Source organism: Escherichia sp. XD33, assembly GCF_019375075.1.
Taxonomy (GTDB): Bacteria; Pseudomonadota; Gammaproteobacteria; order Enterobacterales; family Enterobacteriaceae; genus Enterobacter; species Enterobacter flexneri_A.
The window spans coordinates 1-26,128 of the sequence record NZ_JAENDM010000029.1; the positions used below are offsets into that span (position 1 = coordinate 1).

General features: G+C 45.7%; 27 protein-coding genes and 1 pseudogene. 17 read left to right on the forward strand and 11 right to left on the reverse strand.

The window, feature by feature from the left end; all coding sequences use genetic code 11:
- Positions 1-167, reverse strand: a 167-nt coding sequence (locus K0778_RS16340) for an IS1 family transposase (protein ID WP_047664789.1), incomplete at its 3' end; no start/stop codon positions are given.
- A gap of 304 nt (positions 168-471) precedes the next feature.
- On the opposite strand from K0778_RS16340, the gene K0778_RS16350 reads away from it, so the two are divergent.
- The 5 genes from K0778_RS16350 to K0778_RS16370 all read left to right on the forward strand — a co-directional run bounded on the left by K0778_RS16350 (position 472) and on the right by K0778_RS16370 (position 6,006).
- Positions 472-897, forward strand: a complete 426-nt coding sequence (locus tag K0778_RS16350) for a toxin YdaT family protein (RefSeq protein WP_000693836.1) — start codon at positions 472-474, stop codon at positions 895-897.
- A gap of 71 nt (positions 898-968) precedes the next feature.
- Complete coding sequence (locus tag K0778_RS16355) at positions 969-2,039, forward strand: hypothetical protein (RefSeq protein WP_001262352.1); 1,071 nt, start codon at positions 969-971, stop codon at positions 2,037-2,039.
- A 40-nt stretch (positions 2,040-2,079) separates the two neighbouring features.
- On the forward strand, positions 2,080-2,502 hold the full coding sequence (locus K0778_RS16360; protein ID WP_001151151.1) for a DUF977 family protein: 423 nt from the start codon (positions 2,080-2,082) through the stop codon (positions 2,500-2,502).
- Positions 2,503-2,746: 244 nt separating this feature from the next.
- Positions 2,747-4,429, forward strand: a complete 1,683-nt coding sequence (locus K0778_RS16365) for a DUF262 domain-containing protein (protein WP_001118594.1) — start codon at positions 2,747-2,749, stop codon at positions 4,427-4,429.
- 527 nt (positions 4,430-4,956) lie between these two features.
- Positions 4,957-6,006 carry a tetratricopeptide repeat protein gene (locus tag K0778_RS16370; protein ID WP_063084527.1) on the forward strand — a complete coding sequence of 350 codons (1,050 nt, stop codon included), beginning with the start codon at positions 4,957-4,959 and terminating at the stop codon, positions 6,004-6,006.
- Positions 6,007-6,584: 578 nt separating this feature from the next.
- Here K0778_RS16370 and K0778_RS16375 read toward each other — a convergent pair.
- Entirely contained in the window at positions 6,585-6,923 is a 339-nt protein-coding gene (locus K0778_RS16375; protein WP_000149055.1) for a DUF1971 domain-containing protein, read from the reverse strand.
- Positions 6,924-7,736: 813 nt separating this feature from the next.
- On the opposite strand from K0778_RS16375, the gene K0778_RS16380 reads away from it, so the two are divergent.
- From K0778_RS16380 to K0778_RS16395, 4 genes are all read left to right on the forward strand, one after another.
- Positions 7,737-8,336, forward strand: a complete 600-nt coding sequence (locus K0778_RS16380) for a DUF1367 family protein (RefSeq protein ID WP_063084529.1) — start codon at positions 7,737-7,739, stop codon at positions 8,334-8,336.
- On the forward strand, positions 8,336-8,626 hold the full coding sequence (locus tag K0778_RS16385; protein WP_000228038.1) for a DUF1364 domain-containing protein: 291 nt from the start codon (positions 8,336-8,338) through the stop codon (positions 8,624-8,626). The genes K0778_RS16380 and K0778_RS16385 overlap by 1 nt, the downstream gene beginning before the upstream one ends.
- Positions 8,623-9,165 (forward strand): DUF1133 family protein, encoded by a 543-nt coding sequence (locus K0778_RS16390; protein WP_000640144.1) that lies wholly within the window; start codon positions 8,623-8,625, stop codon positions 9,163-9,165. Before K0778_RS16385 ends, K0778_RS16390 begins: the two co-directional genes overlap by 4 nt.
- A 221-nt stretch (positions 9,166-9,386) precedes the next feature.
- The gene (locus K0778_RS16395; protein ID WP_059328899.1) at positions 9,387-9,956 is read left to right on the forward strand and encodes a hypothetical protein; all 570 of its coding nucleotides are present in this window, start codon (positions 9,387-9,389) and stop codon (positions 9,954-9,956) included.
- Here K0778_RS16395 and K0778_RS16400 read toward each other — a convergent pair.
- Positions 9,925-10,140, reverse strand: a complete 216-nt coding sequence (locus tag K0778_RS16400; protein ID WP_175984715.1) for a hypothetical protein — start codon at positions 10,138-10,140, stop codon at positions 9,925-9,927. The two genes, K0778_RS16395 and K0778_RS16400, sit on opposite strands and share 32 nt — an antisense overlap.
- 163 nt (positions 10,141-10,303) lie before the next feature.
- Between K0778_RS16400 and K0778_RS16405 the strand changes: the two genes are divergently transcribed.
- The 7 genes and pseudogenes from K0778_RS16405 to K0778_RS16435 all read left to right on the forward strand — a co-directional run.
- The gene (locus tag K0778_RS16405) at positions 10,304-10,645 is read left to right on the forward strand and encodes a phage holin, lambda family (RefSeq protein WP_029488570.1); all 342 of its coding nucleotides are present in this window, start codon (positions 10,304-10,306) and stop codon (positions 10,643-10,645) included.
- A gap of 3 nt (positions 10,646-10,648) precedes the next feature.
- Positions 10,649-11,125, forward strand: coding sequence for a glycoside hydrolase family protein (locus K0778_RS16410; protein WP_001194112.1), 477 nt, complete (start codon positions 10,649-10,651; stop codon positions 11,123-11,125).
- The gene (locus tag K0778_RS28610) at positions 11,122-11,586 is read left to right on the forward strand and encodes a lysis protein (RefSeq protein WP_000092309.1); all 465 of its coding nucleotides are present in this window, start codon (positions 11,122-11,124) and stop codon (positions 11,584-11,586) included. Before K0778_RS16410 ends, K0778_RS28610 begins: the two co-directional genes overlap by 4 nt.
- A gap of 137 nt (positions 11,587-11,723) precedes the next feature.
- Positions 11,724-13,181, forward strand: coding sequence for a Trk system potassium transporter TrkG (gene trkG, locus K0778_RS16420; protein ID WP_001097895.1), 1,458 nt, complete (start codon positions 11,724-11,726; stop codon positions 13,179-13,181).
- Between the two features lie 137 nt (positions 13,182-13,318).
- Entirely contained in the window at positions 13,319-14,110 is a 792-nt protein-coding gene (locus tag K0778_RS16425; RefSeq protein WP_001291105.1) for a ParB/Srx family N-terminal domain-containing protein, read from the forward strand.
- The gene (locus K0778_RS16430; protein WP_001204028.1) at positions 14,103-15,035 is read left to right on the forward strand and encodes a hypothetical protein; all 933 of its coding nucleotides are present in this window, start codon (positions 14,103-14,105) and stop codon (positions 15,033-15,035) included. Before K0778_RS16425 ends, K0778_RS16430 begins: the two co-directional genes overlap by 8 nt.
- A 104-nt stretch (positions 15,036-15,139) precedes the next feature.
- Positions 15,140-15,322: pseudogene (locus tag K0778_RS16435) on the forward strand (Ail/Lom family outer membrane beta-barrel protein); the annotation flags it as partial.
- Between the two features lie 159 nt (positions 15,323-15,481).
- On the opposite strand, the gene sitD reads toward K0778_RS16435, so the two are convergent.
- The 7 genes from sitD to nifJ form a co-directional block, all read right to left on the reverse strand.
- Positions 15,482-16,339 carry an iron/manganese ABC transporter permease subunit SitD gene (gene sitD / locus K0778_RS16440; RefSeq protein ID WP_000968131.1) on the reverse strand — a complete coding sequence of 286 codons (858 nt, stop codon included), beginning with the start codon at positions 16,337-16,339 and terminating at the stop codon, positions 15,482-15,484.
- Positions 16,336-17,193: an iron/manganese ABC transporter permease subunit SitC gene (gene sitC / locus K0778_RS16445; protein ID WP_001101728.1), complete on the reverse strand. Its 858-nt coding sequence runs from the start codon at positions 17,191-17,193 to the stop codon at positions 16,336-16,338. The genes sitD and sitC overlap by 4 nt, the downstream gene beginning before the upstream one ends.
- Positions 17,190-18,017: an iron/manganese ABC transporter ATP-binding protein SitB gene (gene sitB, locus K0778_RS16450; protein ID WP_000983721.1), complete on the reverse strand. Its 828-nt coding sequence runs from the start codon at positions 18,015-18,017 to the stop codon at positions 17,190-17,192. The genes sitC and sitB overlap by 4 nt, the downstream gene beginning before the upstream one ends.
- Entirely contained in the window at positions 18,017-18,931 is a 915-nt protein-coding gene (gene sitA, locus K0778_RS16455) for an iron/manganese ABC transporter substrate-binding protein SitA (RefSeq protein ID WP_000286867.1), read from the reverse strand. The genes sitB and sitA overlap by 1 nt, the downstream gene beginning before the upstream one ends.
- Positions 18,932-19,516: 585 nt before the next feature.
- Positions 19,517-19,951 carry a universal stress protein UspF gene (uspF, locus tag K0778_RS16460; protein ID WP_001300461.1) on the reverse strand — a complete coding sequence of 145 codons (435 nt, stop codon included), beginning with the start codon at positions 19,949-19,951 and terminating at the stop codon, positions 19,517-19,519.
- Between the two features lie 140 nt (positions 19,952-20,091).
- Positions 20,092-21,225 carry a porin OmpN gene (ompN, locus tag K0778_RS16465; RefSeq protein ID WP_153449104.1) on the reverse strand — a complete coding sequence of 378 codons (1,134 nt, stop codon included), beginning with the start codon at positions 21,223-21,225 and terminating at the stop codon, positions 20,092-20,094.
- A 366-nt stretch (positions 21,226-21,591) separates the two neighbouring features.
- The gene (gene nifJ / locus K0778_RS16470) at positions 21,592-25,116 is read right to left on the reverse strand and encodes a pyruvate:ferredoxin (flavodoxin) oxidoreductase (RefSeq protein ID WP_063084531.1); all 3,525 of its coding nucleotides are present in this window, start codon (positions 25,114-25,116) and stop codon (positions 21,592-21,594) included.
- A 273-nt stretch (positions 25,117-25,389) separates the two neighbouring features.
- Here nifJ and K0778_RS16475 point away from each other — a divergent pair, with 273 nt between their 5' ends.
- Positions 25,390-25,656, forward strand: a complete 267-nt coding sequence (locus K0778_RS16475; RefSeq protein WP_001295715.1) for a DUF333 domain-containing protein — start codon at positions 25,390-25,392, stop codon at positions 25,654-25,656.
- Here the strand turns inward: K0778_RS16475 and hslJ are convergent.
- Positions 25,653-26,075 (reverse strand): heat shock protein HslJ, encoded by a 423-nt coding sequence (gene hslJ, locus K0778_RS16480; protein ID WP_001296048.1) that lies wholly within the window; start codon positions 26,073-26,075, stop codon positions 25,653-25,655. The two genes, K0778_RS16475 and hslJ, sit on opposite strands and share 4 nt — an antisense overlap.
- Between the last annotated feature and the right edge of the window lie 53 nt (positions 26,076-26,128).

Genomic DNA, 26,128 nt, shown 5'->3' on the forward strand with positions numbered 1-26,128 from the left:
ATTTTCTGGTGCGTACCGGGCTGAGAGGCGGTGTAAGTGAACTGTAGTTGCCATGTTTTACGGCAATGAGAGCAGAGATAGCGCTGATGTCCGGCAGTGCTTTTGCCGTTACGCACCACGCCTTCAGTAGCGGAGCAGGAAGGACATCTGATGGAAATGGAAGCCACGCAAGCACCTTAAAATCACCATCATACACTAAATCAGTAAGTTGGCAGCATTACCTATTTCTCAATTCTCTTTCGTCAGATGAACAGCGTATGTTTGCATGCGAGTGTGGTACCAGCATCGGTTATCTAAGAAAGGCATTGAGTAAAGGTCAAGTGTTAGGGGCATCGTTATGTGTCCTTATTGAGCGAGCCAGTAATGGTGAAGTTACACGTCAGCAACTAAGGCCTTTTGATTGGATGAATATTTGGCCCGAGCTGGAAGATACCAAAATGTTAACACAACCACTTTCTAGGAGCTTGATTCATGAAAATCAAGCATGAACACATCCGCATGGCGATGAATGCCTGGGCGCATCCGGACGGTGAAAAAGTTCCGGCAGCTGAAATAACCAGGGCTTATTTTGAACTGGGTATGACGTTCCCAGAACTGTATGACGACAGCCATCCGGAAGCCCTGGCTCGCAATACCCAGAAAATTTTCCGCTGGGTAGAGAAAGACACCCCTGATGCAGTTGAAAAAATTCAGGCGTTGTTACCAGCTATCGAAAAAGCAATGCCACCTCTGCTGGTGGCCCGAATGCGCAGCCATAGCTCAGCCTATTTTCGGGAACTAGTGGAGACGCGGGAACGACTGGTGAGAGACGCTGATGATTTTGTCGCAGTGGCGATCGCTGGTTTCAACCAGATGAATCGTGGTGGCCCTGCAGGAAATATTGTGGCTGTGCATTGACTCGCAATATTCATACCGGATCACTTCCGGCAATTTGTGAGTAAAAAGATTCGGTATCAAAAGAGGTGAGTATGGCTAACGCCTGGCTCAGATTATGGCATGACATGCCAAATGACCCTAAGTGGCGAACAATTGCCAGGGTGTCAGGACAGCCAATTGCAACAGTGATGGCAGTGTATATCCACCTCCTGGTGAGCGCGTCACGAAATGTCACGCGAGGTCACATTGATGTCACGACAGAAGATTTGGCAAGTGCGCTCGACGTGACAGAAGAGGTAATTGATTCAATTTTGCAGACGATGCAGGGGCGGGTACTTGATGGTGATTTAATCACTGGATGGGAAAAACGCCAGGTGCTTAAAGAGGACAACGGCAATATTTCGCAAACCGCAAAATCTCCTGCAGAGCGCAAGAGGGCGCAGCGAGAGAGGGAAAGAAAGCGGGAACAAAATGGCGATTGTCACGGCGCGTCACGAAATGTCACGCACATGTCACGACGAGTCACGACAGATAAAGATACAGATAAAGATACAGATCAAGAAGATCAAAACACTATGGTCCATGGCGTAAAAAACGCCACGAACCAGGCAGGGGATGTTCAGACCGTCAATCTTGGTCAGCCAGCAGGCACGACACCGGAAGCCGATTCAGCGTATGCGCTGAAAGCCGATTCGGGCGCTGTGCAGCAGGTGATGACCGCAAGGGCGGAGCAATCACACCAACTGCAGCAGCCTGAAGCCGATTCCGCCATTCAGCGGGAAGCCGATCGGGTAGTCCCGGAAAACACCGGGCAGTCTGTGGGACGAGTGGATTATCCGGATGTGTTCGAACAGGTCTGGCGGGAGTACCCGTTGCGTGCTGGGGCAAACCCGAAGAAATCCGCTTTCAGTGCCTGGAAGGCCAGATTACGCGAGGGGGTGCCACCAGAGGCCATGCTGGATGGCGTGAGGCGTTACGCAAGATACTTGGCGGCTACCGGGAAAACGGGAACGGAATTTGTTCAGCGAGCGACGACGTTTTTTGGACCGGACCGGAATTTTGAGAACCCCTGGTTGCTCCCGGTAAGCGGCACGAACAACCAGCGTTGTGTGAATCATATTTCTGAACCGGATAACGAAATTCCGCCGGGCTTCAGGGGGTAAGTGTTAATTTCTGGTCATGAGGTAATTTTCAGGAGGGCTTGTGGCAAAAGTTTTTACACAAGAAGAGCGGGAAAAAATTAAAGGGCAGGTTCTTGAACTCGTACGCCAGAGTGGGCGCGAGACGTTACGACAACTGGAAGCTAAAACTGGGGCAACAAGATATCTGATGAGCGTTCTGGCCAGAGAGCTGGTTGCCAGTGGCGATGTATACAATTCTGGCTACGGGTTATTCCCGTCTGAACAGGCTCGTAAAGACTGGCAAAATGCCCGCAAAAAATTATCGAGGGCAAAGCTGAAGAAACCGGTTGTGGTTGATCCGGACCTTATCTGGTCATTACCTGACGGAGAAATACGTCGCTACGACAGTCGCCTAAACATAATCTGTCGCGAGTGCCGGAAGAGCGAAGTTATGCAGCGCATATTGTCGTTTTATCAGGGGGATGTTCGGTATTTATTGAAGTGACGAGATTAAAGTGCATTAGTTCAGATGCAAATTGACATTTTGTGGCACAGGGTAGAACTAGTGTGGTTGCCTGCTTTGTGCCAGCTGCGGACATTACTTAAACAAATGCTGTATTATTTTATCGGTAAAGGTGGTAAAGAGTGGCCCTGAAGTGTCAAGATAATTATTAGCAGTATATATCATGCAAGAACCCATTTAATTTAGGCATGAAATTAATTTTAAAAAAGTAGAGGATTCCAATTATATGGCCAAACAGTTTATGTTAATGGAACCAAAAAATGAGAACTTCAATGAATTAATTGGAGGGTCAAATAAGTACATTGTTCCTAGATTCCAGCGAGACTATGCTTGGGATGTAGAACAATGGGAGGACCTTTGGAGTGATGTTACAGCACTTGATGATGAAGGTTTTCATTATATGGGATATATAGTTCTTCAACAAAAAGAACAGTATCAACATGAGGTCATTGATGGTCAACAACGATTAGTAACCTTGTCGATTATAGTTCTAGCAGCCATGAAAGCCATTAAAAACTTGATAGATAAAGGAGAGGAGGTTGAACAAAACACAGAGCGACTTGATGCAATAACAAAGACATTTGTGGGTAACAAAAACTTCGTTTCATTAAAGGTGGTTAGCAAGCTAGATTTAAATAGAAATAATAAAAGATATTTTCAAAGCATCTGTTCAAACTTAGAAGCTCCTAATACTCGTGGAACTACATCTACAAATAAGCTACTCAAGAAATGCTTTGATTTTTTCCAAAAGAAGGAGTTCGGTAATACCGGCGCTGAGATCGCACAGTTTATTGCCGATTTTTCTTCGAGTATGGTTTTTACAAAAATAGTTGTTCAAGATGATTTAAATGCATACAAAGTATTTGAAACTTTAAATGCGAGAGGAGTCCAGTTATCCACGCCAGATCTCTTAAAAAACTATTTGTTTTCGATAGTAACTAAGGATGAGAAAATCGGAGATGAGGAATTAGATGAGTTAGATGAGCAATGGTCGGAGATTATCGATCAGTTGGGAGAAAGCAATGTTTCTGATTACATTAGGTATCATCATAATTCTCATAGAAAAATGGTCACAAAAAATAATTTATACACTTCAATGAGAAAAGTAATTACAACCCCTAAAGAAGCATACGATTATTTAAGATCACTGATAAATTCCGCACCTATTTATGCATCATTGATTAACCCGAATGATTCATGGTGGGCAGAGCAAGATACTAAATACAAGAAGGCCATTCATTATCTGAACGGCATTAGACTCTTTAATATTAGACAGCCATTAACAGTATTGCTATCAGCTTTTAATCAATTCAATCCAGATGAGTTCGTCAGCCTGACTCGTTATTTATATATTTTATCAATTAGATACAATGTTATTTGTCATTTATCACCAAGTGAACAAGAAAGCATGTATAATCAAATTGCGATTAAGATCTCCAATAAGGAATACAAGAGAGCTAGCAATGTGAAAAATGGGGAGGAGTTTAAGAGGTTATATCCTGATGATAACGTGTTCTTTAATGCTTTTGAATTTCATCGAATGCCAAGTAGACAAACAGCCAAAAAAATTAGATTTCTCTTGGCTGAAATTGAACAATATCTTGGTAATAATTGCGATCATGAAAAAGTTACACTCGAACATATTTGTCCATTTAACCCAGAGAAAGGGTGGTGCAATTCGTTTGGGGAGGGGGTTAATGACGTAAAGGATAGGTTAGGAAATATGGTTTTGATGGATAAAGATAATCTAAAAAGAGCTTCATTTGAAGTGAAGAAAAATGAATATGGAAAATCAAAGTATAAATTAGCGGCTAAGATTACACAGTATCCTGAATGGAATTTAGAGGCTGTCAATGATTTTCAAAAATGGATGTCGGAACAAGCAGTAAATGTATGGAAAGTTGGTTAATCTATCAATAAAACATAGGCGTAAGTGGGATGTTTTACTGACAGTTTGATGAGTCATGGATATCCTGCTAGGCCTACAACATGTCTTCAATTATATCATTACGAGATAGGCTCGATATTAACAAGTCCGCTCCTCGCTCAAAGCGGACCTTTCTTTTGCATCTACCTTTTACTTTTCCCCTTTCTTCCGTATCTACTTTTCCCATGTATACGATTAATCCACCCAGATACGACTTTAGCATTTTTCAGCTCTGCCGAGAAGAAAAAGGCGTGATTGTCAAAATTTAACGAAAACAAGCAGATTGTTGCGGATGGCGATTTTTTGTTTTCTTGGATGAAAAATGTGCATATTTTTGCTAAAAGTGGTTAAATATGTCTAACGGCGAATTAGCGACGAAGCGATACTCAGATTTTCAACCAGAACGTTCGTCTGGCCTTAGATAGAATGGACATTTTTGGATCCACTTTGTCCACGGAGGGCCATATAAGTGCCAACGTTTTAAAAAAGCTACTCAGGAGTATTTATAAATGGGATTTATTTCACAACTATTCAATTTGCTTACCTCCAGGATAACTTCTGCAAAAACAATGACGCCTTCAAGTTTGCATGAGTTAACAGCTAACATAACTCCTAAACTCAAGAAACAAAACGGAAATATATCAATCGAAAACGATTGGCTTACTATTGATTCTCCTTATTTTTTTGGACAGGCGTATCTGTCTGCAAACAAACATTGGGTTGTAGGCTGTAGTGACTTTGATGGCAATGGAAGGGGAGGGCACCGGGAAAGTGGATTTGGAACAGTTGTTTTAGTTAATAAACCAACTTTTCGTATCCTTCATAAGCTCAGAACTATTGCCCGACCATTTAATGCTGCTGTCGCTGACACAGGTGATTATATTGTTCATGACGCTGGATTTGGTTCTGCGCTGCAAGCTGATTTGATTGCTATTGATGTTGAAGGAAATGAAAAGTTTAGACGTCATTATGAAGCAAATATCTATAATATCGGAATTTCTCATTGTGGTAAATACGCATCGGTTCAGACAGCCGCAGCGCCCGGTAAAGATGGAAATATCCTTGAGGTAATAAATCTGTGGTCAAAAACAACAATATTTTCCATTAAACCTGAGTATGGATGGGCTGATAGTTATTTCTTCGATCTCGATGAAAATGGGGAGCTAAGATCGCTGAAAGTGAAATGCAAAAATATTGGATACTTCAGATACACTGCCATCGGTATTCCCATTGACGTGGAAGCGTATAAAGATGCTTGTCTATATAAAGGAAATTTCAACCTTAAAGTAGAGGCCGCGAGAGCGCTTTTAAGAGAACATCCCAGTGAGAAGAATGCTCAAAAAGCATTGAAAGCAATTGAAATGGCTCTTAATGAAGGAGCGAAAGACCGAACTGACTGGGCTGCAGCCGCATTTCGCATCAAAGGTGAAGCAAATGATTTACTTGGTAACTTTAGTGATGCTCTTGATGCCTATGAAAAAGCTTTGAGCTTTAATCCAAAAATAGGGGTTCAGAGACGAGTTAATGCTCTGCGTAAAAAATTACAGAGATTAAAATAAAACCAGCAAGTATCACGATAGAGAAATTTTTTCGGAACTACCTGTAGTGATTATGTTTCTATATACACCAAAGTTAGCTCCTCGTTCAAAGCAGACTAGATGTTGGCTTCCGTCGGACTTGGCGTATTTAAAGAAGTGCTGGTAGTGACTGGTTGTTGTATTCCATTTCTACAGAACAAAATCACAGAAACTATACCCAATAGTTGTATTGAATCACTGACGAGACAGCCTCATATTTATCAGGGCAGGTGCACGTCCAATACAGGAGGTTGTCGTGCTGGTTCTCAAGTGTGCGTTGGCTATTGCGGCTGTGGTGGCAATTTATTGTCTTGCTATTGTTCTTATGGAGCGGCTTTCTGATTGATTACATACTGGCTAGAAAAAAGGTGTTACCTTGGTTTATCTTTGTCCGGCAAGGTGCGCTCATTAATCTTAAGTAAATTTATTGCTCAAGTATTCAGATTACTTCTTATGGTTGAAGTCTCCTGTCAATGTAGAACCAATATATTTACAAAAATGAGACCCGTCGGGGATAGCCCTGCCGGGTCTGACTGTTAAAGCATTTTTAATATGATCATCTATTTTTTGGTGCTATAGACTTTTTCGCCCGAGAAGTCTGGAGCGACCCAAAAGTTAATATTAAACTGAGCATCATCGCTTAGTTCAACACGGTGCCAGTATTGTGGTGGGCTTGTTGCAAAAGCGCCAGCATTAATGACTACTTTTATCTCCGGTTCAGTAGCATTCTCATCAGTAAAACCATAATATGTTACAGTGCCTTCCATTACGCACAACTGCCCAAAAACACCTGCTGCTGTATTATGATGTGTTAATAACGCTGAAGGTACGTTCTCTTTTGTGAAGAACGGAGTTGAGCGTTTGATTACCCAATCTTTAGGAATTCTCTTGTGTGTCATAACCACCTCCTCAAAAACATGCATTATAAATGCGTGTTTTTGAGGGTTATGTCAAGCTGTTATGAAACACATAATTGATATGTTGATTAGAGGAGAAGATATAATAAATATGGTTGTTTTTCGTATAACTATTTGTTTTACTTTTAGTTTATGCATTCTGTGTGTTAGGAATAAGTTATTAAAGTTTAATCAAAAAATCTCGATGTAGTCCACATAGATTATTGTTACTGAACCTTATTGTGTGTATTAGTTGTGTTCTGAAATTTCAGCTTAATTATTTATGATGTATTTTTTAACGATAAATATTTTCCCAGGATACCTTTACTGTGTATATAAATAAATTATATACACATAAATAATGTAAAGGCGTCCTTTTAGATATATCTTATCAAATGTTAATGACTTGAGTGGGAAATATGATTCCAGCAACTTATCATGTGGCTACTTTATAAAAATAATGCCCATATAAAACAACAAGCGAAAAGGATTACGGATAAAAAAGGAGCGAGATGTGCGAACTTGTTATTTTCCATGTTTAACCACCTTAAATAATTGATGATGACGGGATGATTGCATCTGTAATGCTTTTATTGAAATGTTATGATAAAAAAGAACTTTTGCATAACATTAAAATGTAATTTATCTAATCGTTTTTAATAATAAATGTCGTATTTCTATCCTTGTACCAGCTATTTGATATGTAGTGTTTGTTCATGCTATGTGGGGCTTTACACCATAGCCAGTTTATTTATACTTTATTCGTCAGCCTGAACAACTGGCATCTGCTGCGCTGCGCCATCGAGAGATTGAGAAATGGCGCATATACAACTGGTCAAACAAACCTCTTCTGGTTTACTTCTCCCGGCGACGCCGGAGAGTTGCGATTTTCTGCATCAAATCAAAATAGGTGAGTGGATACACGCAGACTTTAAGCGTGTGCGTAACTACGCATTTCACAAGCGTTTTTTCAAACTCCTGCAACTCGGATTCGATTATTGGACTCCTGTCGGTGGGGCGATCACCTCTCGTGAACGAAAACTTGTGTCCGGTTTCGTTGATTATCTGTGTGACTCGGTCGGCCGGGAACATACGCCAGCCCTGAGTGATGCCGCAGAACAATATCTGAATACCATTGCGATACGCAGAACCTGTGATACGGCATTGCTAAAGTCATTTGATGCTTTCCGTGAATGGGTAACTATTGAGGCCGGATTTTACACCGAGCATTTTTATCCGGACGGTAGCCGTGGACGCAGGGCAAGATCTATCGCGTTTACAAATATGGACGATACCGAGTTTCAGCAGGTTTATAAATCCGTACTGAATGTGCTGTGGAACTGGATCCTGTTCCGTAAATTTTCCTCTCCGGAGGAAGTCGAAAATGTGGCCGCACAGTTACTGGAGTTTGCGTAATGGTGGATTTACGTAAAGCGGCGCGGGGGCAGATGTGCACCGTCAGAATTCCTGGCTACTGCAATCACAATCCCGAAACATCTGTGCTGGCGCATTACAGGCTGGCGGGGACGTGCGGAACAGCGACAAAACCACACGATATGCAGGCAGCGATTGCCTGTAGCTCATGCCACGATTTAATCGACGGGCGGGTAAAAACCAGCGATTACACCAAAGAAGAATTACGCCTGATGCATGCAGAAGGTGTTTTTCGCACACAAGAAATCTGGAGAAAGGAAGGTTATTTATGATTTACCCAACAAATACAGGCAAAAGCGGGGAACACCTTCGTCTCACCACGCTGGAAAGTGTCTGGATTCAGGGAAAACTGCGCATGTGGGGGCGCTGGTCGTATATTGGCGGCGGTAAGACGGGAAATATGTTTAACCAGTTGCTGGCATCCAAAAAATTGACGAAAACAGCCGTCAATGAAGCCCTGCGCAGGATGAAAAAAGCGGGAATAGAGAAACCTGAGCTGGAAGCGTTTTTGCGAGAGATGATCAATGGCAAGCAAAAGACCTGGCTGGCGCATTGTACTGATGCAGAGGCGTTATGTATTGATAGAGTCATAAGTGAGGTGCTGGCAGAGCATCCTGGATTGATTAGTGTCCTCCGGCAACGGTATGAAGGACGGGGGATGACTAAGCGCAAAATGGCTGAATTGCTAAATGATGCACATCCTGAGTGGTGTTTTAGCACATGCGAAAAGCGAATTGCTAATTGGTTGGCTGTTGCTGAGTATGCCCTATATATTCCCATGCGAGAATCATTTGCTCAAAAAATAGCTTGATTTTTTACGCATAAACTGCTTCAATTCCGGTATGCTTCGCAAAGCTGTATCGCGAGGCGAACCAAGCGCATGAACTTTACCAGAACCCGCCATTGAGCGGGTTTTGTTGTTTCTGGTACTGGCGAACCTGATGTTTCATTTCTGGAGCGCGATTCCTGGCGGAATACCTAGAATCGAGACATTCTGGTAAAATTGTTTTCAGTACAGGATGTGGAGGTGAGATGAGAGAACTACCTAAAGATTATTTTTTAGGAGTAGATGATGAGCTCGTCGATTATCTTGAAAAACAAGGGGAAGAGACGATACGAGAGATTCATCTTTCTAACAAAACCAATGTTGAGAATGGATACAAACTTCTGAACATTCAGATTGTTGGAATTGGTTCATCTTTTTTATTGCTGACACAGAAAACTAATTTCGATTTTCTCACCGCCGGAATTACCACATTTACATTACTATGGACATGGTGCGCCATTTACTTGGTATGTACTGGTTTATCTGTGAAGGTTAGGGGCCTGATCAATGCCCCTCCTGATCATCTATATCATGAAAAATATAAGGATATGGAGCCCTCGAGCTTTAAAATATTCGCTGATGCAGGATATTTAGGACCTGATAAGTTATTGCCGCTTATACGAAGGTATCGCCTTGTTGACTTGAGTGATACAGCAAGAGAGTTACTGTTGGAAAATGAGAAAATCCGCACGAGTCTCGATAAAGCAAGGATGTATACCATCCTTGCTCCGGTAGCGGCGATGTTTATCTCGGCTTTTTTTTTATATGTTCAATGACTGAGTCGGCAGAATCTCCAACAAAAACACGACGTGTAGCAAAGTCTGTAGTACTTTGTGTTGGAGTTGGTTTTGGTGCCACGGGTTGCTGAGGTTTATTTTCACCTTGTGGTTTGTTTTTTTCAGACATAAAAATCCTCTTTGTTTGAATTGTTACTTTTGGCGATTTAACGATATCAAACACGAGTATATACCGCCAGAAGCTTAATCTGGCACTCCATCTGGCCCCGGCATGTCCCGGGGCTTTTTCGTTGTTAGGCTCCGGAAACATCCTCGACTTCTTGTTAGCAAGCCTGTGAGCCTGAATCTTACACTTAGCACCATCCGAACTCTCGGAGGTGAGGCTTATGAAAATGCACAATGCCCCTCATTCCTGGCCTGACTTACTGGAACTCTTACAAAGTTGGTGGCGTGGAGATACGCCGCTGGGTGCAGTGGTTATGTCAATTATTATGGCTGGTTTGCGCATTGCCTATTTTGGCTGTGGCGGCGGCTGGAAACGAAAAACGCTTGAGATTCTGCTTTGTGGTGCTCTGACGCTGACCTTTGCATCCGCGCTTGAGTATGTCGGATGGCCTAAATCACTTTCTGTTGCCATTGGTGGTGGGGTGGGGCTGATTGGTGTTGATGCTATTCGTGGTGCGGCAATGAGGGTCATCGGTAACAAGTTCGGTGCCCATAAGGAGTAATTAATGCAGACACTTAATTCCCAGCGTAAAGCTTTCCTTGATATGGTGGCATGGTCAGAAGGAACAGATAACGGACGGCAGAAAACCAGAAATCACGGTTATGATGTTATTGTCGGTGGCGAACTGTTCACTGATTACTCCGATCACCCCCGCAAACTTGTCACGCTAAATCCGAAACTCAAATCAACAGCCGCTGGACGTTACCAGCTTCTTTCACGCTGGTGGGATGCCTACCGCAAGCAACTTGGCCTGAAAGATTTTTCTCCAGAAAGTCAGGATGCTGTAGCGCTGCAGCAGATTAAAGAGCGTGGCGCTTTGCCGATGATTGATCGCGGTGATATCCGTCAGGCTATCGACCGTTGCAGCAATATATGGGCTTCACTGCCGGGCGCTGGTTATGGTCAGTTCGAGCATAAGGCTGACAGTCTGATTGCAAAATTCAAAGAAGCTGGCGGAACGGTCAGAGAGATTGAGGTATGAGCAGAGTAACCGCGATTATCTCCGCTCTGGTTATCTGCATCGTCGTCTGCCTGTCATGGGGTGTTAATCATTACCGTGATAACGCCATCGCCTACAAAGAACAGCGCGACAAAAATGCCAGAGAACTGAAGCTGGCGAACGCGGCAATTACTGACATGCAGATGCGTCAGCGTGATGTTGCTGCGCTCGATGCAAAATACACGAAGGAGTTAGCTGATGCGAAAGCTGAAAATGATGCTCTGCGTGATGATGTTGCCGCTGGTCGTCGTCGGTTGCACATCAAAGCAGTCTGTCAGTCAGTGCGTGAAGCCACCACCGCCTCCGGCGTGGATAATGCAGCCTCCCCCCGACTGGCAGACACCGCTGAACGGGATTATTTCACCCTCCGGGAACGACTGGTAATGATGCAGGCCCAACTTGAAGGTGCTCAGCAATACATAACCGAGCAGTGTTTAAAGTAAAATCTTAACTACAATATGATTCATTTTGATGATTGTTTCATAAGGAACAGTGAAGTAAGATCTAAGAGGAGTTAAATTTTATACAGTATAATCATAATATTGCAGCAAGGTGGTTATAATTGAAAGAATATTTAGATATGAATACATCTCATGTAAGAGTTGTTACTCATATGTGTGGGTTCCTGGTTTGGCTCTATAGTCTTTCAATGTTGCCACCAATGGTTGTAGCATTGTTTTATAAAGAAAAAAGCCTGTTTGTTTTCTTTATAACTTTCGTTATATTTTTTTGCATTGGTGGCGGAGCGTGGTATACAACTAAGAAATCTGGCATTCAATTACGTACCCGTGATGGGTTTATTATAATTGTAATGTTTTGGATTTTGTTTTCTGTTATTAGTGCATTCCCTTTATGGATTGACTCAGAACTTAATTTAACGTTCATTGATGCTCTGTTTGAAGGGGTTTCTGGAATAACAACAACAGGAGCAACTGTAATTGATGATGTTAGTTCATTACCTCGGGCATATTTGTACTATCGGTCACAGTTAAATTTTATAGGTGGTTTAGGAGTTATTGTTCTGGCGGTTGCTGTATTGCCATTATTGGGTATTGGTGGTGCAAAGCTTTATCAGTCAGAAATGCCGGGGCCATTTAAGGATGACAAACTCACTCCCCGCCTGGCCGATACGTCACGGACACTGTGGATAACTTATTCTTTATTAGGTATTGCTTGTATTGTCTGTTATAGACTTGCAGGAATGCCTTTGTTTGATGCTATTTGTCACGGGATTTCCACAGTTTCGCTTGGTGGTTTCTCAACTCATAGCGAGAGTATCGGATATTTTAATAACTATTTGGTTGAGCTGGTGGCTGGTTCTTTTTCCCTGCTATCGGCTTTCAACTTCACTCTTTGGTATATTGTTATTAGCAGGAAAACGATAAAACCTTTAATCAGAGATATTGAACTTCGTTTCTTTCTGTTAATAGCCTTAGGTGTGATCATTGTTACCTCTTTCCAGGTCTGGCATATAGGTATGTATGACTTGCATGGAAGTTTTATTCATTCGTTTTTTCTTGCCAGCTCCATGCTCACTGATAATGGTTTAGCTACGCAGGATTATGCAAGTTGGCCCACGCACACGATAGTGTTTTTGCTGTTGTCAAGTTTCTTTGGGGGATGTATAGGTTCAACTTGTGGTGGAATTAAGTCACTTCGATTTCTTATACTTTTCAAACAAAGCAAACACGAGATAAATCAGCTTTCTCATCCCAGAGCGTTGTTGAGTGTAAATGTAGGAGGGAAGATAGTTACAGATCGTGTAATGAGGTCTGTATGGAGTTTCTTTTTTCTTTATACTCTCTTCACGGTGTTTTTTATACTGGTGTTAAATGGTATGGGATATGATTTTCTTACATCATTTGCAACAGTGGCTGCATGTATTAATAATATGGGATTAGGTTTTGGGGCTACTGCATCGTCATTCGGAGTGCTTAATGACATTGCAAAATGTTTAATGTGCATAGCTATGATTCTTGGTCGCCTTGAAATTTATCCTGTTATTATATTGTTTTCAGGTTTTTTTTGGCGCTCCTAATATATGGCTGATTTATAATTGTGAGTTTAATATTATGTTGACTCACTCATTGATCCAATACCTAACTTTACCAGCAACACCTCCGTCCCCAGTAGCACTGGCTGCTGGGGTGCGTTTTATTCATAAAGCAAGGCTGTATGAGCGAGAAATTAAAGATAGTCTATCGCCCATTACAAGAATTGTCACCGTATGCGCACAACGCCAGGACGCACAGTACTGAGCAGGTGGCACAACTGGTAGAAAGTATTAAGCAATTCGGCTGGACTAATCCGGTGCTGATTGACGAAAAGGGCGAAATTATTGCGGGTCACGGTCGTGTTATGGCGGCTGAAATGCTCAAAATGGATTCTGTTCCGGTCATTGTTCTGTCTGGCCTGACGGATGAGCAGAAAAAGGCGTACCGCCTGGCAGATAATCGCCTGCCGATGAATGCTGGCTGGGATGAAGATCTGTTGCGGATGGAGCTGTCGGACCTAATCAATGCTGATTTTGATGTCTCCCTGACAGGCTTCATCCCGACAGAAATTGATGAACTGTTGACGGATGTTTTGCCCGGTACAGGAAATGAGGAGGAGCCGTATACGACGAAAATTGATACGCCTGTTTATGAGCCGTCGGGCGGTAAACCGGATATCAGTGAACTGTACGACGATACGAAAACTCAGGAGCTGATCAGCCGGATACGTTCGGCGTCCCTTGAGCCTGATATTGAGAAATTCCTCCTGTGTGCGGCAGAACGTCACACGGTGTTTAATTTCAGCAGAATTGCGGACTATTACGCTCACGCCCCCTCTGAAATTCAGTGTTTTTTCGAGGAGTCGGCGCTGGTGATCATTGATTATCAGCAGGCTATTGAAAATGGATTTGTCCGGATGACGCAGCGCATGGTGGAGATCATGCATGGTGGTGAGGAGGAGGAATATGCGTGATGATTTTTGCGCCTTTATTCTGACTCACGGGCGACCGGACAAAGTTCTGACTTACCGGACGTTGCGTCGTGCTGGCTATACCGGGAAAATTTTTATCGTTGTTGATGATGAAGATAAGACACGGCATCAGTACATGGCTGAATTTGGTGAACAGGTGCTGGTGTTTTCCAAAGCCGATATCGCCAGTCGTTTTGACGAAGCCGATAATTTCTGTGACCGCCGCTCAATTTTTTACGCCCGTAATGCCTGTTTCGACCTGGCAAAACTGGTCGGGTGTAAATACTTCATTCAGCTCGATGATGATTATCACGAGTTCCAGTTTCGGGTGGATCGCAACTATGACCAGGCCTATTTTCCGATAAGGAAACTGGATGCGATCCTTTCTGAAATGCTAGCGTACTACGAATCAATACCTGCTCTTTCCATCGCTATGTCGCAGGGCGGGGATTTTCTTGGTGACAATGGCGGCCATGCTTCGTGGGTGAAACGCAAGGCAATGAACAGCTTTATCTGTTCGGTTGATCGACCGTTCTCATTCATGGGGCGCATTAACGAGGATGTGAATACGTACACGAATCTCGGTCGCTGTGGTGAATTGTTTATGACGATCGGTGCTGTCCAGTTAGGGCAGAAACAGACGCAGAAAAACAGCGGCGGAATGACCGAGCTGTATCTGGATTCCGGAACCTACGTTAAAAGTTTTTACTCCGTCATGTATGCGCCGTCGTGCGTAAAAATTTCACTGATGGGTGCCAGCCATAAACGCATTCACCATCAGGTCACCTGGAACAACGCTGCAGTAAAAATCCTTCACGAAAAATACAGGAAGAAGACACCCTGCATATCAATGGGGGTGACAAATGATTCCGTATTCGAAAGTCGAGTCTCTGGCAGCGTGCCGGATGACTGCACAACAAATCGCTGACGTTCTGGATGTTGATCTGAACCGACTGAAAGAAAATCGGGAAGCAATGACAGATTTTTATGCGGCCATCCACCAAATCTGTTGATCAGACTAATGAAGAGCGAATGCAGGAAAACTCGCCGCTTTATACAATGGCGAACTCCCTCGAAGATGTGGCTTACAGCCGTGTGTCGACTTTCTCCGGGGATTATCTGCAGGTGACCGACGACAAGGGGAAAACGCACGATGTGCTGACCGGAAGTGATGACGGTCGCCACAGCAACACGTCTCTGGCGTGGGGGGCTGGCTGATGCACTTTTGAGAGTGCATGTATTGAATTATTTCCAGCTATTATCGATTTTACGTATTTTTTGCATGAGAGAATTTGTACCTCCTCCCAACAACGACCTTCCATGACTTTCCGGACTTCTGTGGGCCAGCGGACGATGCTGTCCTCGGATGTTGTGCTAATTGGGTGATGACAAATCCTGTGTATGGGTGTTTCCCTTTGTGCGTGCGTTGATGCTGGTAACGGTGAACGTCATGATGAACACAACCGCGAATAAGACGACAATCGTCGGAGCTGGTGCACTGTCGATAAAAAAGGACAACCAGACACCAGTCATTGACACTATTACCGATATGCCAATCGCCAGTAGGAGCGCAATATGAAAGCGTTGTGTCAGGAGTACCGCAATGGCGCCAGGCGCAATGAGCAGAGAAATGGAGAGAATGATACCTACCGCTTTCAGCGTCGCCACAATGGTCAGAGAGACCATGCACAGCAGCCCATAATGCAGACATCTCGTATGCAAACCGCTTACCTGCGCCTGTTGATAATCAAAGCTGAACAGCAAAAAATCCCGCCATTTTACGCTAATAACAAGTGTAACCAGCCCGGCAATAATCACCGTCTGGATTATATCGCCGATGGTTACCCCGAGCATGTCGCCGAAAAGAATATGGTCAAGATGTACGTCTGGTTTGACTGCAATATACAAGATCAGACCTGCGGCAAACATGCCAGAAAAAACAATCCCCATCACTGTATCTTGCTTGATTCGGCTGTTGTCTTTCAGGTATCCCGTCGCCACCGCGCAGAATACTCCGGCGACGAATGCCCCTGTAGCCAGAGGTAACCTCAGAATCCAGGCAAGCACAATACCAGGAAAAACCGCATGACTCATCGCGTCACCCATCAGTGCCCAACCTTTCAGGACCAGAAAGACCGACAGCAGCGCACAGGGTATGGAAACTACCAGTGAAATCAGCAGTGCGTGACTCATAAAGGTGAACTGCAGTGGCTCCAGTAATAATGCCATCATGAGCGATCCTCCAGCGCTTTATGCGCACGCCGACGATTTGCCAAAAGCCCATGGGTGGGCGCAAATACAAATGCTAAAAGAAACAGCAGTGTCTGCGCCACCACGATGATTCCACCTGTCGCGCCGTCCAGAAAGTAACTGACCCACGCGCCGAGGAAACTGGTTACACTGCCAATAGTTACAGCAATTATGAGCAGGCGGGGAAAACGATCGGTTAACAACCATGCTGTTGCACCGGGAGTCACCACCAGACAGATCACCAGAAAGGCACCAACCGTTTGCAGCGCCGCAACGGTCGAAACTGACAGCAGGGTGAAGAAGAGGATTTTTAATCTGCCCGGATGCAATCCAATAGCACGGGCGTGATTCTCGTCGAAAAAGGTCACCATAAGATCTTTCCATTTGAAAAAAAGCACGATGATCGAGAGAATGCCAATGATAGTGAGTTGCAGGATATCCGCCGGATCGATTGCCAGAATATTGCCCAGGACGATGGTCTGAATGTTCACGGATGTCGGGTTCAATGACACCATAAACAGCCCCAGGCCAAAAAAGGAGGAGAAGATCAGGCCGATGATGGCATCTTCTTTTAAGCGAGTGCGTTGGTTAAGAAACAGCATGCTGCCCGCTGCCAGTCCGCCGGAAAAGAAGGCTCCCAGAGAAAACGGAAGCCCCAGCATATATGCCCCCGCAACACCCGGGACAATAGAGTGCGACAGCGCATCGCCAATCAGCGACCAGCCTTTTAGCATCAGATAGCATGACAGGAAAGCGCAGAGACCGCCGACCATCGCCGAGACCCACATCGCATTGAGCATATATTCATAGCTGAAGGGTTCCAGTAGCACGTTCATCTTGCTTCCCTCTGCACCGCTGACGGTCGATGTGCCACAAAAGGGTGTTCATCGTCAGTAATAATGCTTTCTTCCGAGCCGTTAAGTGTGACATGGCGCAGTACGCCGCTAAAAGCCAGCTCCAGGTTCTCGGCTGTAAAAGTGGTGTCTGTCGGCCCGCTTGCCAGGACGGTGCCTTTGACCATGACCGTATAATCGCAAAATGTCGTGACTGAGCCGAGATTGTGCGTTGAGACAAGCATCGTCTTGCCTTCCGCGCGTAACTCCCTCAACAGGCTGATGATTTTCGCTTCGGTTTTCACATCAACGCCGGTAAAAGGTTCATCCAGCAGGATCACATCACCCTGCTGTGCAATCGCTCTCGCCAGAAAGACGCGTTTCTTTTGTCCACCGGAAAGCTCGCCGATTTGTCGATGGCGAAAATCCACCATATCGACACGTTCCAGCGCATCGGTGACAATCTGACGATCCCTCTTTTTGGCTATACGCAACATACCCATGTGCCCATAGCGGCCCATCATCACCACATCTTCCACTAGTACAGGAAATGACCAGTCAACCTCTTCTGACTGAGGGACGTAGGCAACCAGGTTTTTCTGTAGCGCCTGTCGCGTGGGAATACCCAGAACAGATATCTTTCCGCTGGTCAGACGCACAAATCCCATAATCGCTTTAAACAACGTCGATTTTCCGGAACCGTTTACCCCAACCAGAGCGGCAATAGATCCACTTGGTACTGTGAAGGATGCATCGCGCAGTGCTGTGTGCCCGTTACGCCAGGTGACAGTAACATCATTAACGACAATGCCCGCAGATTGCATCATTATTTCTCCCTTTTCCCGGCTTTAATTCCCTGTACCAGCGTACTGGTAGTAACCTTCAGAAGGTCGATATACGTAGGTACCGGGCCGTTTTCTGTGCTCAGGGAATCGACATAGAGTACACCGCCGTAGTGCGCGCCGGTTTCACGCGCAACCTGACGCGCTGGTTTATCGGAAATCGTACTCTCGCTAAAGACTGCCGGGATATGATTTTTCTTCACCATATCAACAACCTTACGTACCTGCTGCGGCGTGCCTTGTTGATCGGCATTAATCGGCCACAGATAAAGCTCTTTTAGCCCCAAATCGCGTGCGAGATAAGAAAAAGCCCCTTCACTGGTGACCATCCATCGCTGATTCTCAGGGAGTTCAGCAATCTGCTTACGCAGGGGGGCAAGGGTTTGGGTAATCTTGGCTTTATAAGTATCGGCATTACGTTGGTAGGTTTGTGCATTTGCCGGATCGTATTTTATCAACGCATCACGAATATTATCGACGTAAATCAGAGCATTATCTGGCGACATCCAGGCATGGGGGTTAGGTTTGCCCTCATAGGGGCCTTCAGTGATCCCTACTGGCGTCACACCCGAAGAGACAATTACTTCTGGAACCCCATTAAGATGCTGGTAAAAGCGTTGGAACCACAATTCCAGATTCATACCATTGGCGAGAATCAGTTGTGCCCCCTGCGCACGTTTAATATCGCCAGGGGTAGGCTGATACTCATGAATTTCTGCACCGGGCTTGGTTATGGATGAGACTTCTGCAGCATCTCCAGCCACGTTTTTGGCCATATCTGCGATGATGGTAAATGTTGTAATGACCTTGAATTTTTCAGTTGCACTCGCCTGAAATGCGATCGAGCAGGTGAGGGCGAGGCACCCCAAGAGCATGGTTACTTTTTTTATTGAGTACATAATTTAGTACCTATAGTGAGCAAAATTAGAACAAACATAGCAACGGCTATGTTTTATAGCATAAGTAATACAAAATGAAAATGATTATCATTAGCAATTTTAGATCCGAACCGGGATTAGGTTGTTTCCTGCTGGCGACGTGGTACTGAGGAAAAAAGTAGGGCACCTATTAGGCTTTGAAATGACTTGATGAGGAAAATTGTTGATGGCAAAAATGGGGCAAAGCGCTGCAAAAGGGGCAAAAAAGGGGCAAAAAAAGAGTGGGTTATCGTAGCTTATTGTTGTCGCTGATGATATTTAACACATTGAAAAATAAGTAAAATACTTATGAGTCAGAGAGTTGTGATTTTTGCCCTTACTTGTTCAGGTTGTATTGTTCTTTCTTACTAATTTCTTGATTTTGCGACATTTAAAAGCGACTCAATTCGTTATATGGCATCAGAAGAGTATGCGTCATGCCGGAACGCCCAGCATAAGAAATCTGATATAAAAAACTGTGGCGTGTATGGTACGGATTAGAGGGGAAAATGTCAGCACATTTGCGAAATGAATCAAAAAGCCCGCAGCAATGTGCGGGCGTTAGTGTCAGCGCACAACCAGCACGGAGCACTCTGCGTGACGCACTACAGCTGCGGCGTTGGAACCGAGCAGATAAGTGGTGATATCCGGTCGATGGGAAGCAATGATGATCATATGAGCGGGGATCTTCTTCGCCAATTCCAGAATGCGGTCTTTGGGCGAGCCTTCCTCAACATGGACATGCACTCTGTCGGTTGGCAGTTTAAATTTTTTAATGATCTCTTCCAGTTGCGATTTGGCTTCCGCTTTCAGGTCATCCATTGCCGGTAATTCTGCGGAATACGCTAAACCCAGAGAGGCATAGTAGGGCAGTGAAGGTATTACCGTCAGGAAATGAACCTCTGCATCATCAATCTTTGCCTCTTCCTCAACGTGGCTAATCACGCGTTGAGTTAATTCTGAATCGGAAATATCGATAGGGACAAGAATCGTTCTGTTCATAAAACCTCCTGTTTTAGTATCCGCATAAAGTGTAACGCCAGATGACACTTTTTGTGTAATGACGGAGTTCACATTTTTAATTTAGATCAAAGGAGGAAGAATAAGCAGAAAAAGCCCGCCATAACAGCGGGCAGGAGGATTTAGAACTGATAAACCAGACCTAAAGCGACAATATCATCGGTAGAGATGCCATTGGCAGCGTAGAAGCTGTCATCTTCATCCAACAGGTTGATTTTATAGTCAACGTAGGTGGACATGTTTTTATTGAAATAGTAAGTCGCGCCAACATCGGCGTATTTAACCAGATCTTTATCATCAACACCTGCCGGGTTGTCTGCACCACCCGCAGCGTGCAGGTCACGGCCTTTAGACATCAGGAAAGAGACTGCCGGACGCAGACCAAAATCAAACTGGTACTGTGCAGTGACTTCAAAATTCTGGGTTTTGTTAGCCACAGCATAATCGCTGTCGCCAAACGGGGTCATATTACGCGTTTCTGAATACATGGTTGCCAGGTAAATATTGTTAGCATCGTATTTTAGCCCAGCAGTCCACGCGTCTGCTTTATCACCACCCGCCGCAGTATGGTTAACCTGGTCATTGGTGCGGTCAGAAGAGGTGTATGCCGCACCAGCGCTAAAGCCCATGCCTAAATCATATGTTGTGGAAAGACCCCAGCCGTCACCGTTTTCATGGCGAACATCACGTCCGTTGTTGGTGCCTTCCTGACCATTACTGGCTCCTTCGTTGTTACCTTGATACTGCACCGCGAAGTTCAGACCATTTACCATACCGAAGAAATCAGTATTACGATAAGTCGCGACGCCATTGGCTCGACCAGTCATAAAGTTGTCTGCATTGGTATAAGAGTCACCGCCAAATTCAGGCAGCATATCGGTCCAGCCTTCGATGTCGTACATTACGCCATAATTACGTCCGTAATCGAAAGAACCGTAATCTGCAAATTTCAGCCCGGCAAATGCCAGACGGGTCCATGACTGGTTTTTTGAAGATTCAGTGTTGTTTGCCTGAATATTGTATTCCCATTGACCGTAGCCAGTGAGTTGATCGTTAATTTGGGTTTCGCCTTTAAAACCCAGACGCGCATAGCTCTGGTCGCCATCTTTCGCTGAATTATCAGAAAAATAATGCAGGCCATCAACTTTGCCATACAGATCTAATTTGTTGCCGTCTTTATTATAAACTTCGGCTGCATGTGCAGCACCTGCGGCGAGCAGGGCAGGAATTAAAAGTGCCAGTACTTTGCTTTTCATTGAATAAATCCTTTAGTTATTTTATTTGCCTTTTATCCCCATTTCGGGGAGTGAAAACATCCTAAAGGAGAAGTTCAGTTAGCCGATAAATATCATTTGTTACGCCTTAAGTAAAACCTTAATCAAATAATTCCTCTGAAATGATAATAAGTCTGGTGAATGTATCGAAGATAATACATACAAAATAAAAATTATACTTTTAATTTGCTATACGTTATTCTGCGCGGGTTATATGCCTTTATTGTCACAGATTTTATTTTCTGTTGGGCCATTGCATTGCCACTGATTTTCCAACATATAAAAAGACAAGCCCGAACAGTCGTCCGGGCTTTTTTTTTAGAATTGGATAATCCTTATCCAGAGCATTTAATCGGTGTTGCTTTTTTCCGCTTTTCCGGCCATTTGTGCCAGGAAGTCATAGCGTTTTTGCAAATCAGCTGCAGCATCTTTCCATAACTGTTCTGCCACTTCTGGCTGCTGCGAATTCAGCCGACGGAAACGTTGCTCGTGAAGTAACGTTTCTTCCAGTGCTTCTGACGGCGGGCGTGAATCCAAGGCCAGCGGCAGTTTGCCTTCATCGGCACGACGCGGATCAAAGCGATATAGCGGCCAGAAGCCGGTAGCTGTGAGTTGGCGCATCTGGTCGTGGCTGAGTGCCAGATCGTAACCATGCTCTTCACACGGGCTATAAGCAATGATCAGCGATGGCCCCGGATACGCTTCCGCTTCCTGAATCGCTTTCACCGTCTGGTTCAGCTGCGCGCCGAGAGAAATCTGCGCCACATAAACATGACCGTACATCATCATACTGACGCCAAGATCTTTACGCGCTTTACGTTTGCCGTGCTCGCCAAATTTAGTTACTGCACCCAGCGGTGTCGCTTTCGACGCCTGACCACCGGTGTTGGAATAGCATTGCGTATCCAGCACCAGAATGTTGACGTTTTCCGTCAAACTCAATACATGATCCAGACCGCCAAAGCCGATATCGTAAGCCCAGCCATCACCACCAATCAGCCAGATTGATTTTTCCACCAGTGCATCTGCATCACGTAGCAGTTCATGTGCTTCGGCAACATCGTTGAGTTGCTGGCGTAAAGCTGCAACCTGTTCACGACGAACCTCTGGCGTGGCGTCTGATTTCAACGCCGTCAGTAATTCCGCCGGGATTTTATCGGCAAATTGATCCAGCAGACGCAGCACGCGGACACGGTGTTGATCGACCGTCAGGCGGAAACCAAGGCCAAATTCGGCATTATCTTCAAATAGAGAGTTCGCCCATGCCGGCCCACGACCGTTGGCATCGGTGGTATACGGTGTAGAGGGCAGGTTACCGCCATAAATTGAAGAACAGCCAGTGGCGTTAGCGATCAACATCCGGTCGCCATAGAGCTGAGTCAGTAATTTAATATACGGCGTCTCGCCACAACCGGAGCAAGCACCTGAATATTCAAACAGCGGTGTAATCAGCTGCGATGTACGAATATCAATACGTTCCAGTTTGCTACGGTCGATTTCTGGCAGGTTGAGGAAGAAATCGTAATTGATTTTCTCTTCTTCGACATGTTCCAGGCGAGACATCATATTGATGGCTTTAATCTCTGGATTCTGACGGTCTTTCGCCGGGCAAACTTCGACGCACAGGTTACAACCGGTGCAATCTTCCGGTGCCACCTGCAAGACATATTTCTGCCCGCGCATATCACGCGATTTCACATCCAGCGAATGCAGGCTGGCAGGGGCGTTTTCCATCGCTTCAGGCGGCACCACTTTTGCGCGAATAGCTGAGTGTGGGCAAGCGGCAACGCAGTGGTTACATTGGGTACAGAGTTCCTCTTTCCAGATGGGGATCTCTTCGGCGATATTGCGTTTTTCCCAGCGCGTAGTGCCCATCGGCCAGGTGCCGTCTGGCGGCAGCGCCGAAACGGGGAGGGCGTCACCAAGCCCGGCGAGCATCGCAGCGGTTACGGTTTTCACGAAATCAGGGGCGGCATCGGAAACCACTGGCGGTCGATTGGCGCTGTGCGGATTTACCGGTTGCAACGGAACTTCTTCTACGGATTCACGCGCCAGCGCCAGAGCCTGCCAGTTGCGTTCCACCAGATCCTGGCCTTTGCTACTGTAACTTTTGGCAATCGCACCCTGCAATTCTGCGAGGGCGCTATCGCCAGGCAGAATTTGCGTCAGATGGAAAAAAGCCATCTGCATGACGGTATTAATACGGGCCGCCAGGCCACATTCGCGGGCGATTTTCGCCGCGTTAATCACATAGAAGCGCGCTTTTTTCTGGTTTAACACGGCCTGAACTTCTTGCGGCAAGCGCGACCACACTTCATCTGCGCTGTACGGTGTGTTGAGCAGGAAAATGCCGCCAGGTTTTAAACGCTCAGCCATCTGATATTTATCGATAAACTGCAACTGGTGGCAGCCAACAAAATCAGCCTGGGAAATGAGATAAGCGGAACGAATCGGCTGTTCGCTCACTCGAAGGTGAGAAACCGTCAGGCCGCCCGCCTTTTTGGAGTCGTAAACAAAATAGCCCTGTGCGTACCACGGCGTGGAATTACCGATAATCTTGATATTGTTTTTGGTCGCGGAAACGCTGCCATCACTACCAAGGCCATAAAACAAGGCTTCCAGTTTCGCCGAGTTTGGCAGGGTGTTTTCCGGCAACGGCAGTGACAGATTAGTCACATCATCGTAAATACCAACCGTAAAGCGCGCTTTCGGTTTAGCCGCGTTGAGCTCGGCAAATACCGCCAGTACACAGTCCGGGCCAAATTCTTTGGATGAAAGACCATAGCGCCCACCAATGACACGGGGCAGAGTTTCGCGCTCGCCATTATTAAAGGCTTCTGCCAGTGCGGTCATCACATCCAGATAGAGCGGTTCTGCCTGGGCACCGGGTTCTTTGGTTCTGTCCAGTACCGCCACGCTGCGTACGGATCCCGGCAGAGCTTGCAGTAAATGTTTAGCGGAGAAGGGGCGGTACAGGCGAACTTTCAGCACGCCGACATTTTCGCCACGGGTTAGCAATTCATCAATCACTTCTTCACAGGTGCCAATGGCAGAGCCCATCAGGATAATCACCCGTTCCGCTTGCGGATGCCCGTAATACTCAAACGGCTGATACTGACGACCTGTCGCGGCAGCGAAATCATTCATCGCCTGTTCAACATGGTCATAGACCGCGTTGTACCAGGGGTTGGTGGCTTCGCGAGACTGGAAATAAGTGTCAGGATTGGCGGACGTACCGCGGATCACCGGATGTTCCGGGTTGAGCGCCCGGGCGCGATGAGCATCAATTTCGACCTGCGGCATGAGATCAAGAATCGTGTCATCGGCCAGCGGGACAATTTTATTGATTTCGTGGGACGTGCGGAAACCATCAAAGAAATGAATAAATGGCACGCGGCTTTTCAGCGTCGCGATTTGCGAAATGAGAGCAAAGTCTTGCGCTTCCTGGACGTTTGCTGCACACAACATCGCGCAACCCGTCTGGCGCACCGCCATGACGTCGGAATGATCGCCAAAAATAGAGAGTGCATGTGTGGCAACGGTACGTGCCGCTACATGCAGGACAAACGGTGTGAGTTCGCCTGCCAGTTTGTACAGCGTCGGGATCATCAGCAGCAAACCCTGCGATGACGTAAACGATGTTGAAAGGGCACCCGTCTGCAAAGCGCCATGCACGGTAGCGATAGCACCCGCTTCCGACTGCATTTCAACCACGCGTGGTGTGTCTCCCCAAACGTTCTTCAAGCCGTTTCCGGCCCAGGCATCAGCCTGTTCTGCCATCGTGGAACTGGGGGTAATAGGGTAGATGGCGATAACTTCACTGGTGCGAAACGCCACCGAAGCAACCGCGCCATTACCGTCAATAGTAATCATATGACACCCTTACATTGCGCAAATGAGGGGCGCACGAAATTGCTGCGCGCCCAGTAGTAATCTTTCAATTTTAGCAAATGGCTTTCTTCTGCATTTTCGCTTTTGTGTCCCCCACATCAGCGTAATGAATGTTTTGATCAAACAGAGGGCAAAAAAATAGCCATAAAAAAGTAAAAATGCGGGGCAACGCGCAGGACAGCTCTCGACGTCGCCCTCTGTGCTGCCTATTATTTATGGCGGTGTCGTTTGGCTTGAAGATCAGAGGAAGAAGAGATGCGAGCAGCGTTTTGGGTAGGGTGTGCCGCTTTATTGTTGTCGGCGTGTAGTAGTGAGCCTGTTCAGCAGGCGACTGCGGCGCACGTAGCGCCAGGTTTAAAAGCGTCGATGTCCAGTAGTGGAGAAGCAAATTGTGCAATGATCGGCGGTTCGCTTTCTGTTGCCCGTCAACTGGATGGTACGGCGATTGGGATGTGTGCATTACCCAACGGCAAACGCTGTAGTGAACAGTCACTTGCCGCCGGGAGCTGTGGCAGCTATTAATTCATTAAATCCGCCAGCTTATAAGTTAATGTCTGTTTCGCGGTCGCCAGCGTTAACTGGTTCGCGGTCAGATCCACTTGTGCACCTTCTTTCAGCATTTCGCTAATGGTGTTATCGAGTTCATTAAGCTGCGGGTTAGCGCACATCATACGGGTCATTGCCAGCCCTTTGGCTGTCAGTTCACCATTAGACAGTTTGCCTTCACCGCTAAAGCGGTTACACATGCTGCCGGAAATCATCATTTTTTCACCAAAGCTGATTTCTGGCGGATTTTTATCGCTGGTCACGGGCTTACCGTTTACGCTTTCCAGCACAAAGCGATGATGCTGTAACTGTTCTGGCGTTACAGCAATTTTGTCACTACTTACACATCCCGCCATCAGCAGGCTTAGCGCAACAAGCGCGGCTACTTTCTTCATTGTGGTTCTCAATTACAGTTTCTGACTCAGGGCTATTTTAAGAATAGAGGATG

Coding starts and splice junctions, on each gene's coding strand:
- K0778_RS28610 (WP_000092309.1), top strand. CDS start 11,122: ATGAGCAGAGTAACCGCGATTATCTCCGCTCTGGTTATCTGCATCGTC.
- uspF (WP_001300461.1), bottom strand. CDS start 19,951: ATGAACAGAACGATTCTTGTCCCTATCGATATTTCCGATTCAGAATTA.
- K0778_RS16355 (WP_001262352.1), top strand. CDS start 969: ATGGCTAACGCCTGGCTCAGATTATGGCATGACATGCCAAATGACCCT.
- sitD (WP_000968131.1), bottom strand. CDS start 16,339: ATGATGGCATTATTACTGGAGCCACTGCAGTTCACCTTTATGAGTCAC.
- K0778_RS16390 (WP_000640144.1), top strand. CDS start 8,623: ATGATTTACCCAACAAATACAGGCAAAAGCGGGGAACACCTTCGTCTC.
- nifJ (WP_063084531.1), bottom strand. CDS start 25,116: ATGATTACTATTGACGGTAATGGCGCGGTTGCTTCGGTGGCGTTTCGC.
- K0778_RS16350 (WP_000693836.1), top strand. CDS start 472: ATGAAAATCAAGCATGAACACATCCGCATGGCGATGAATGCCTGGGCG.
- K0778_RS16410 (WP_001194112.1), top strand. CDS start 10,649: ATGCAGACACTTAATTCCCAGCGTAAAGCTTTCCTTGATATGGTGGCA.
- K0778_RS16425 (WP_001291105.1), top strand. CDS start 13,319: ATGAGCGAGAAATTAAAGATAGTCTATCGCCCATTACAAGAATTGTCA.
- K0778_RS16395 (WP_059328899.1), top strand. CDS start 9,387: ATGAGAGAACTACCTAAAGATTATTTTTTAGGAGTAGATGATGAGCTC.
- K0778_RS16370 (WP_063084527.1), top strand. CDS start 4,957: ATGGGATTTATTTCACAACTATTCAATTTGCTTACCTCCAGGATAACT.
- K0778_RS16365 (WP_001118594.1), top strand. CDS start 2,747: ATGGCCAAACAGTTTATGTTAATGGAACCAAAAAATGAGAACTTCAAT.
- sitC (WP_001101728.1), bottom strand. CDS start 17,193: ATGAACGTGCTACTGGAACCCTTCAGCTATGAATATATGCTCAATGCG.
- sitB (WP_000983721.1), bottom strand. CDS start 18,017: ATGATGCAATCTGCGGGCATTGTCGTTAATGATGTTACTGTCACCTGG.
- K0778_RS16475 (WP_001295715.1), top strand. CDS start 25,390: ATGCGAGCAGCGTTTTGGGTAGGGTGTGCCGCTTTATTGTTGTCGGCG.
- hslJ (WP_001296048.1), bottom strand. CDS start 26,075: ATGAAGAAAGTAGCCGCGCTTGTTGCGCTAAGCCTGCTGATGGCGGGA.
- K0778_RS16380 (WP_063084529.1), top strand. CDS start 7,737: ATGGCGCATATACAACTGGTCAAACAAACCTCTTCTGGTTTACTTCTC.
- sitA (WP_000286867.1), bottom strand. CDS start 18,931: ATGTACTCAATAAAAAAAGTAACCATGCTCTTGGGGTGCCTCGCCCTC.
- K0778_RS16385 (WP_000228038.1), top strand. CDS start 8,336: ATGGTGGATTTACGTAAAGCGGCGCGGGGGCAGATGTGCACCGTCAGA.
- trkG (WP_001097895.1), top strand. CDS start 11,724: ATGAATACATCTCATGTAAGAGTTGTTACTCATATGTGTGGGTTCCTG.
- K0778_RS16405 (WP_029488570.1), top strand. CDS start 10,304: ATGAAAATGCACAATGCCCCTCATTCCTGGCCTGACTTACTGGAACTC.
- ompN (WP_153449104.1), bottom strand. CDS start 21,225: ATGAAAAGCAAAGTACTGGCACTTTTAATTCCTGCCCTGCTCGCCGCA.
- K0778_RS16375 (WP_000149055.1), bottom strand. CDS start 6,923: ATGACACACAAGAGAATTCCTAAAGATTGGGTAATCAAACGCTCAACT.
- K0778_RS16430 (WP_001204028.1), top strand. CDS start 14,103: ATGCGTGATGATTTTTGCGCCTTTATTCTGACTCACGGGCGACCGGAC.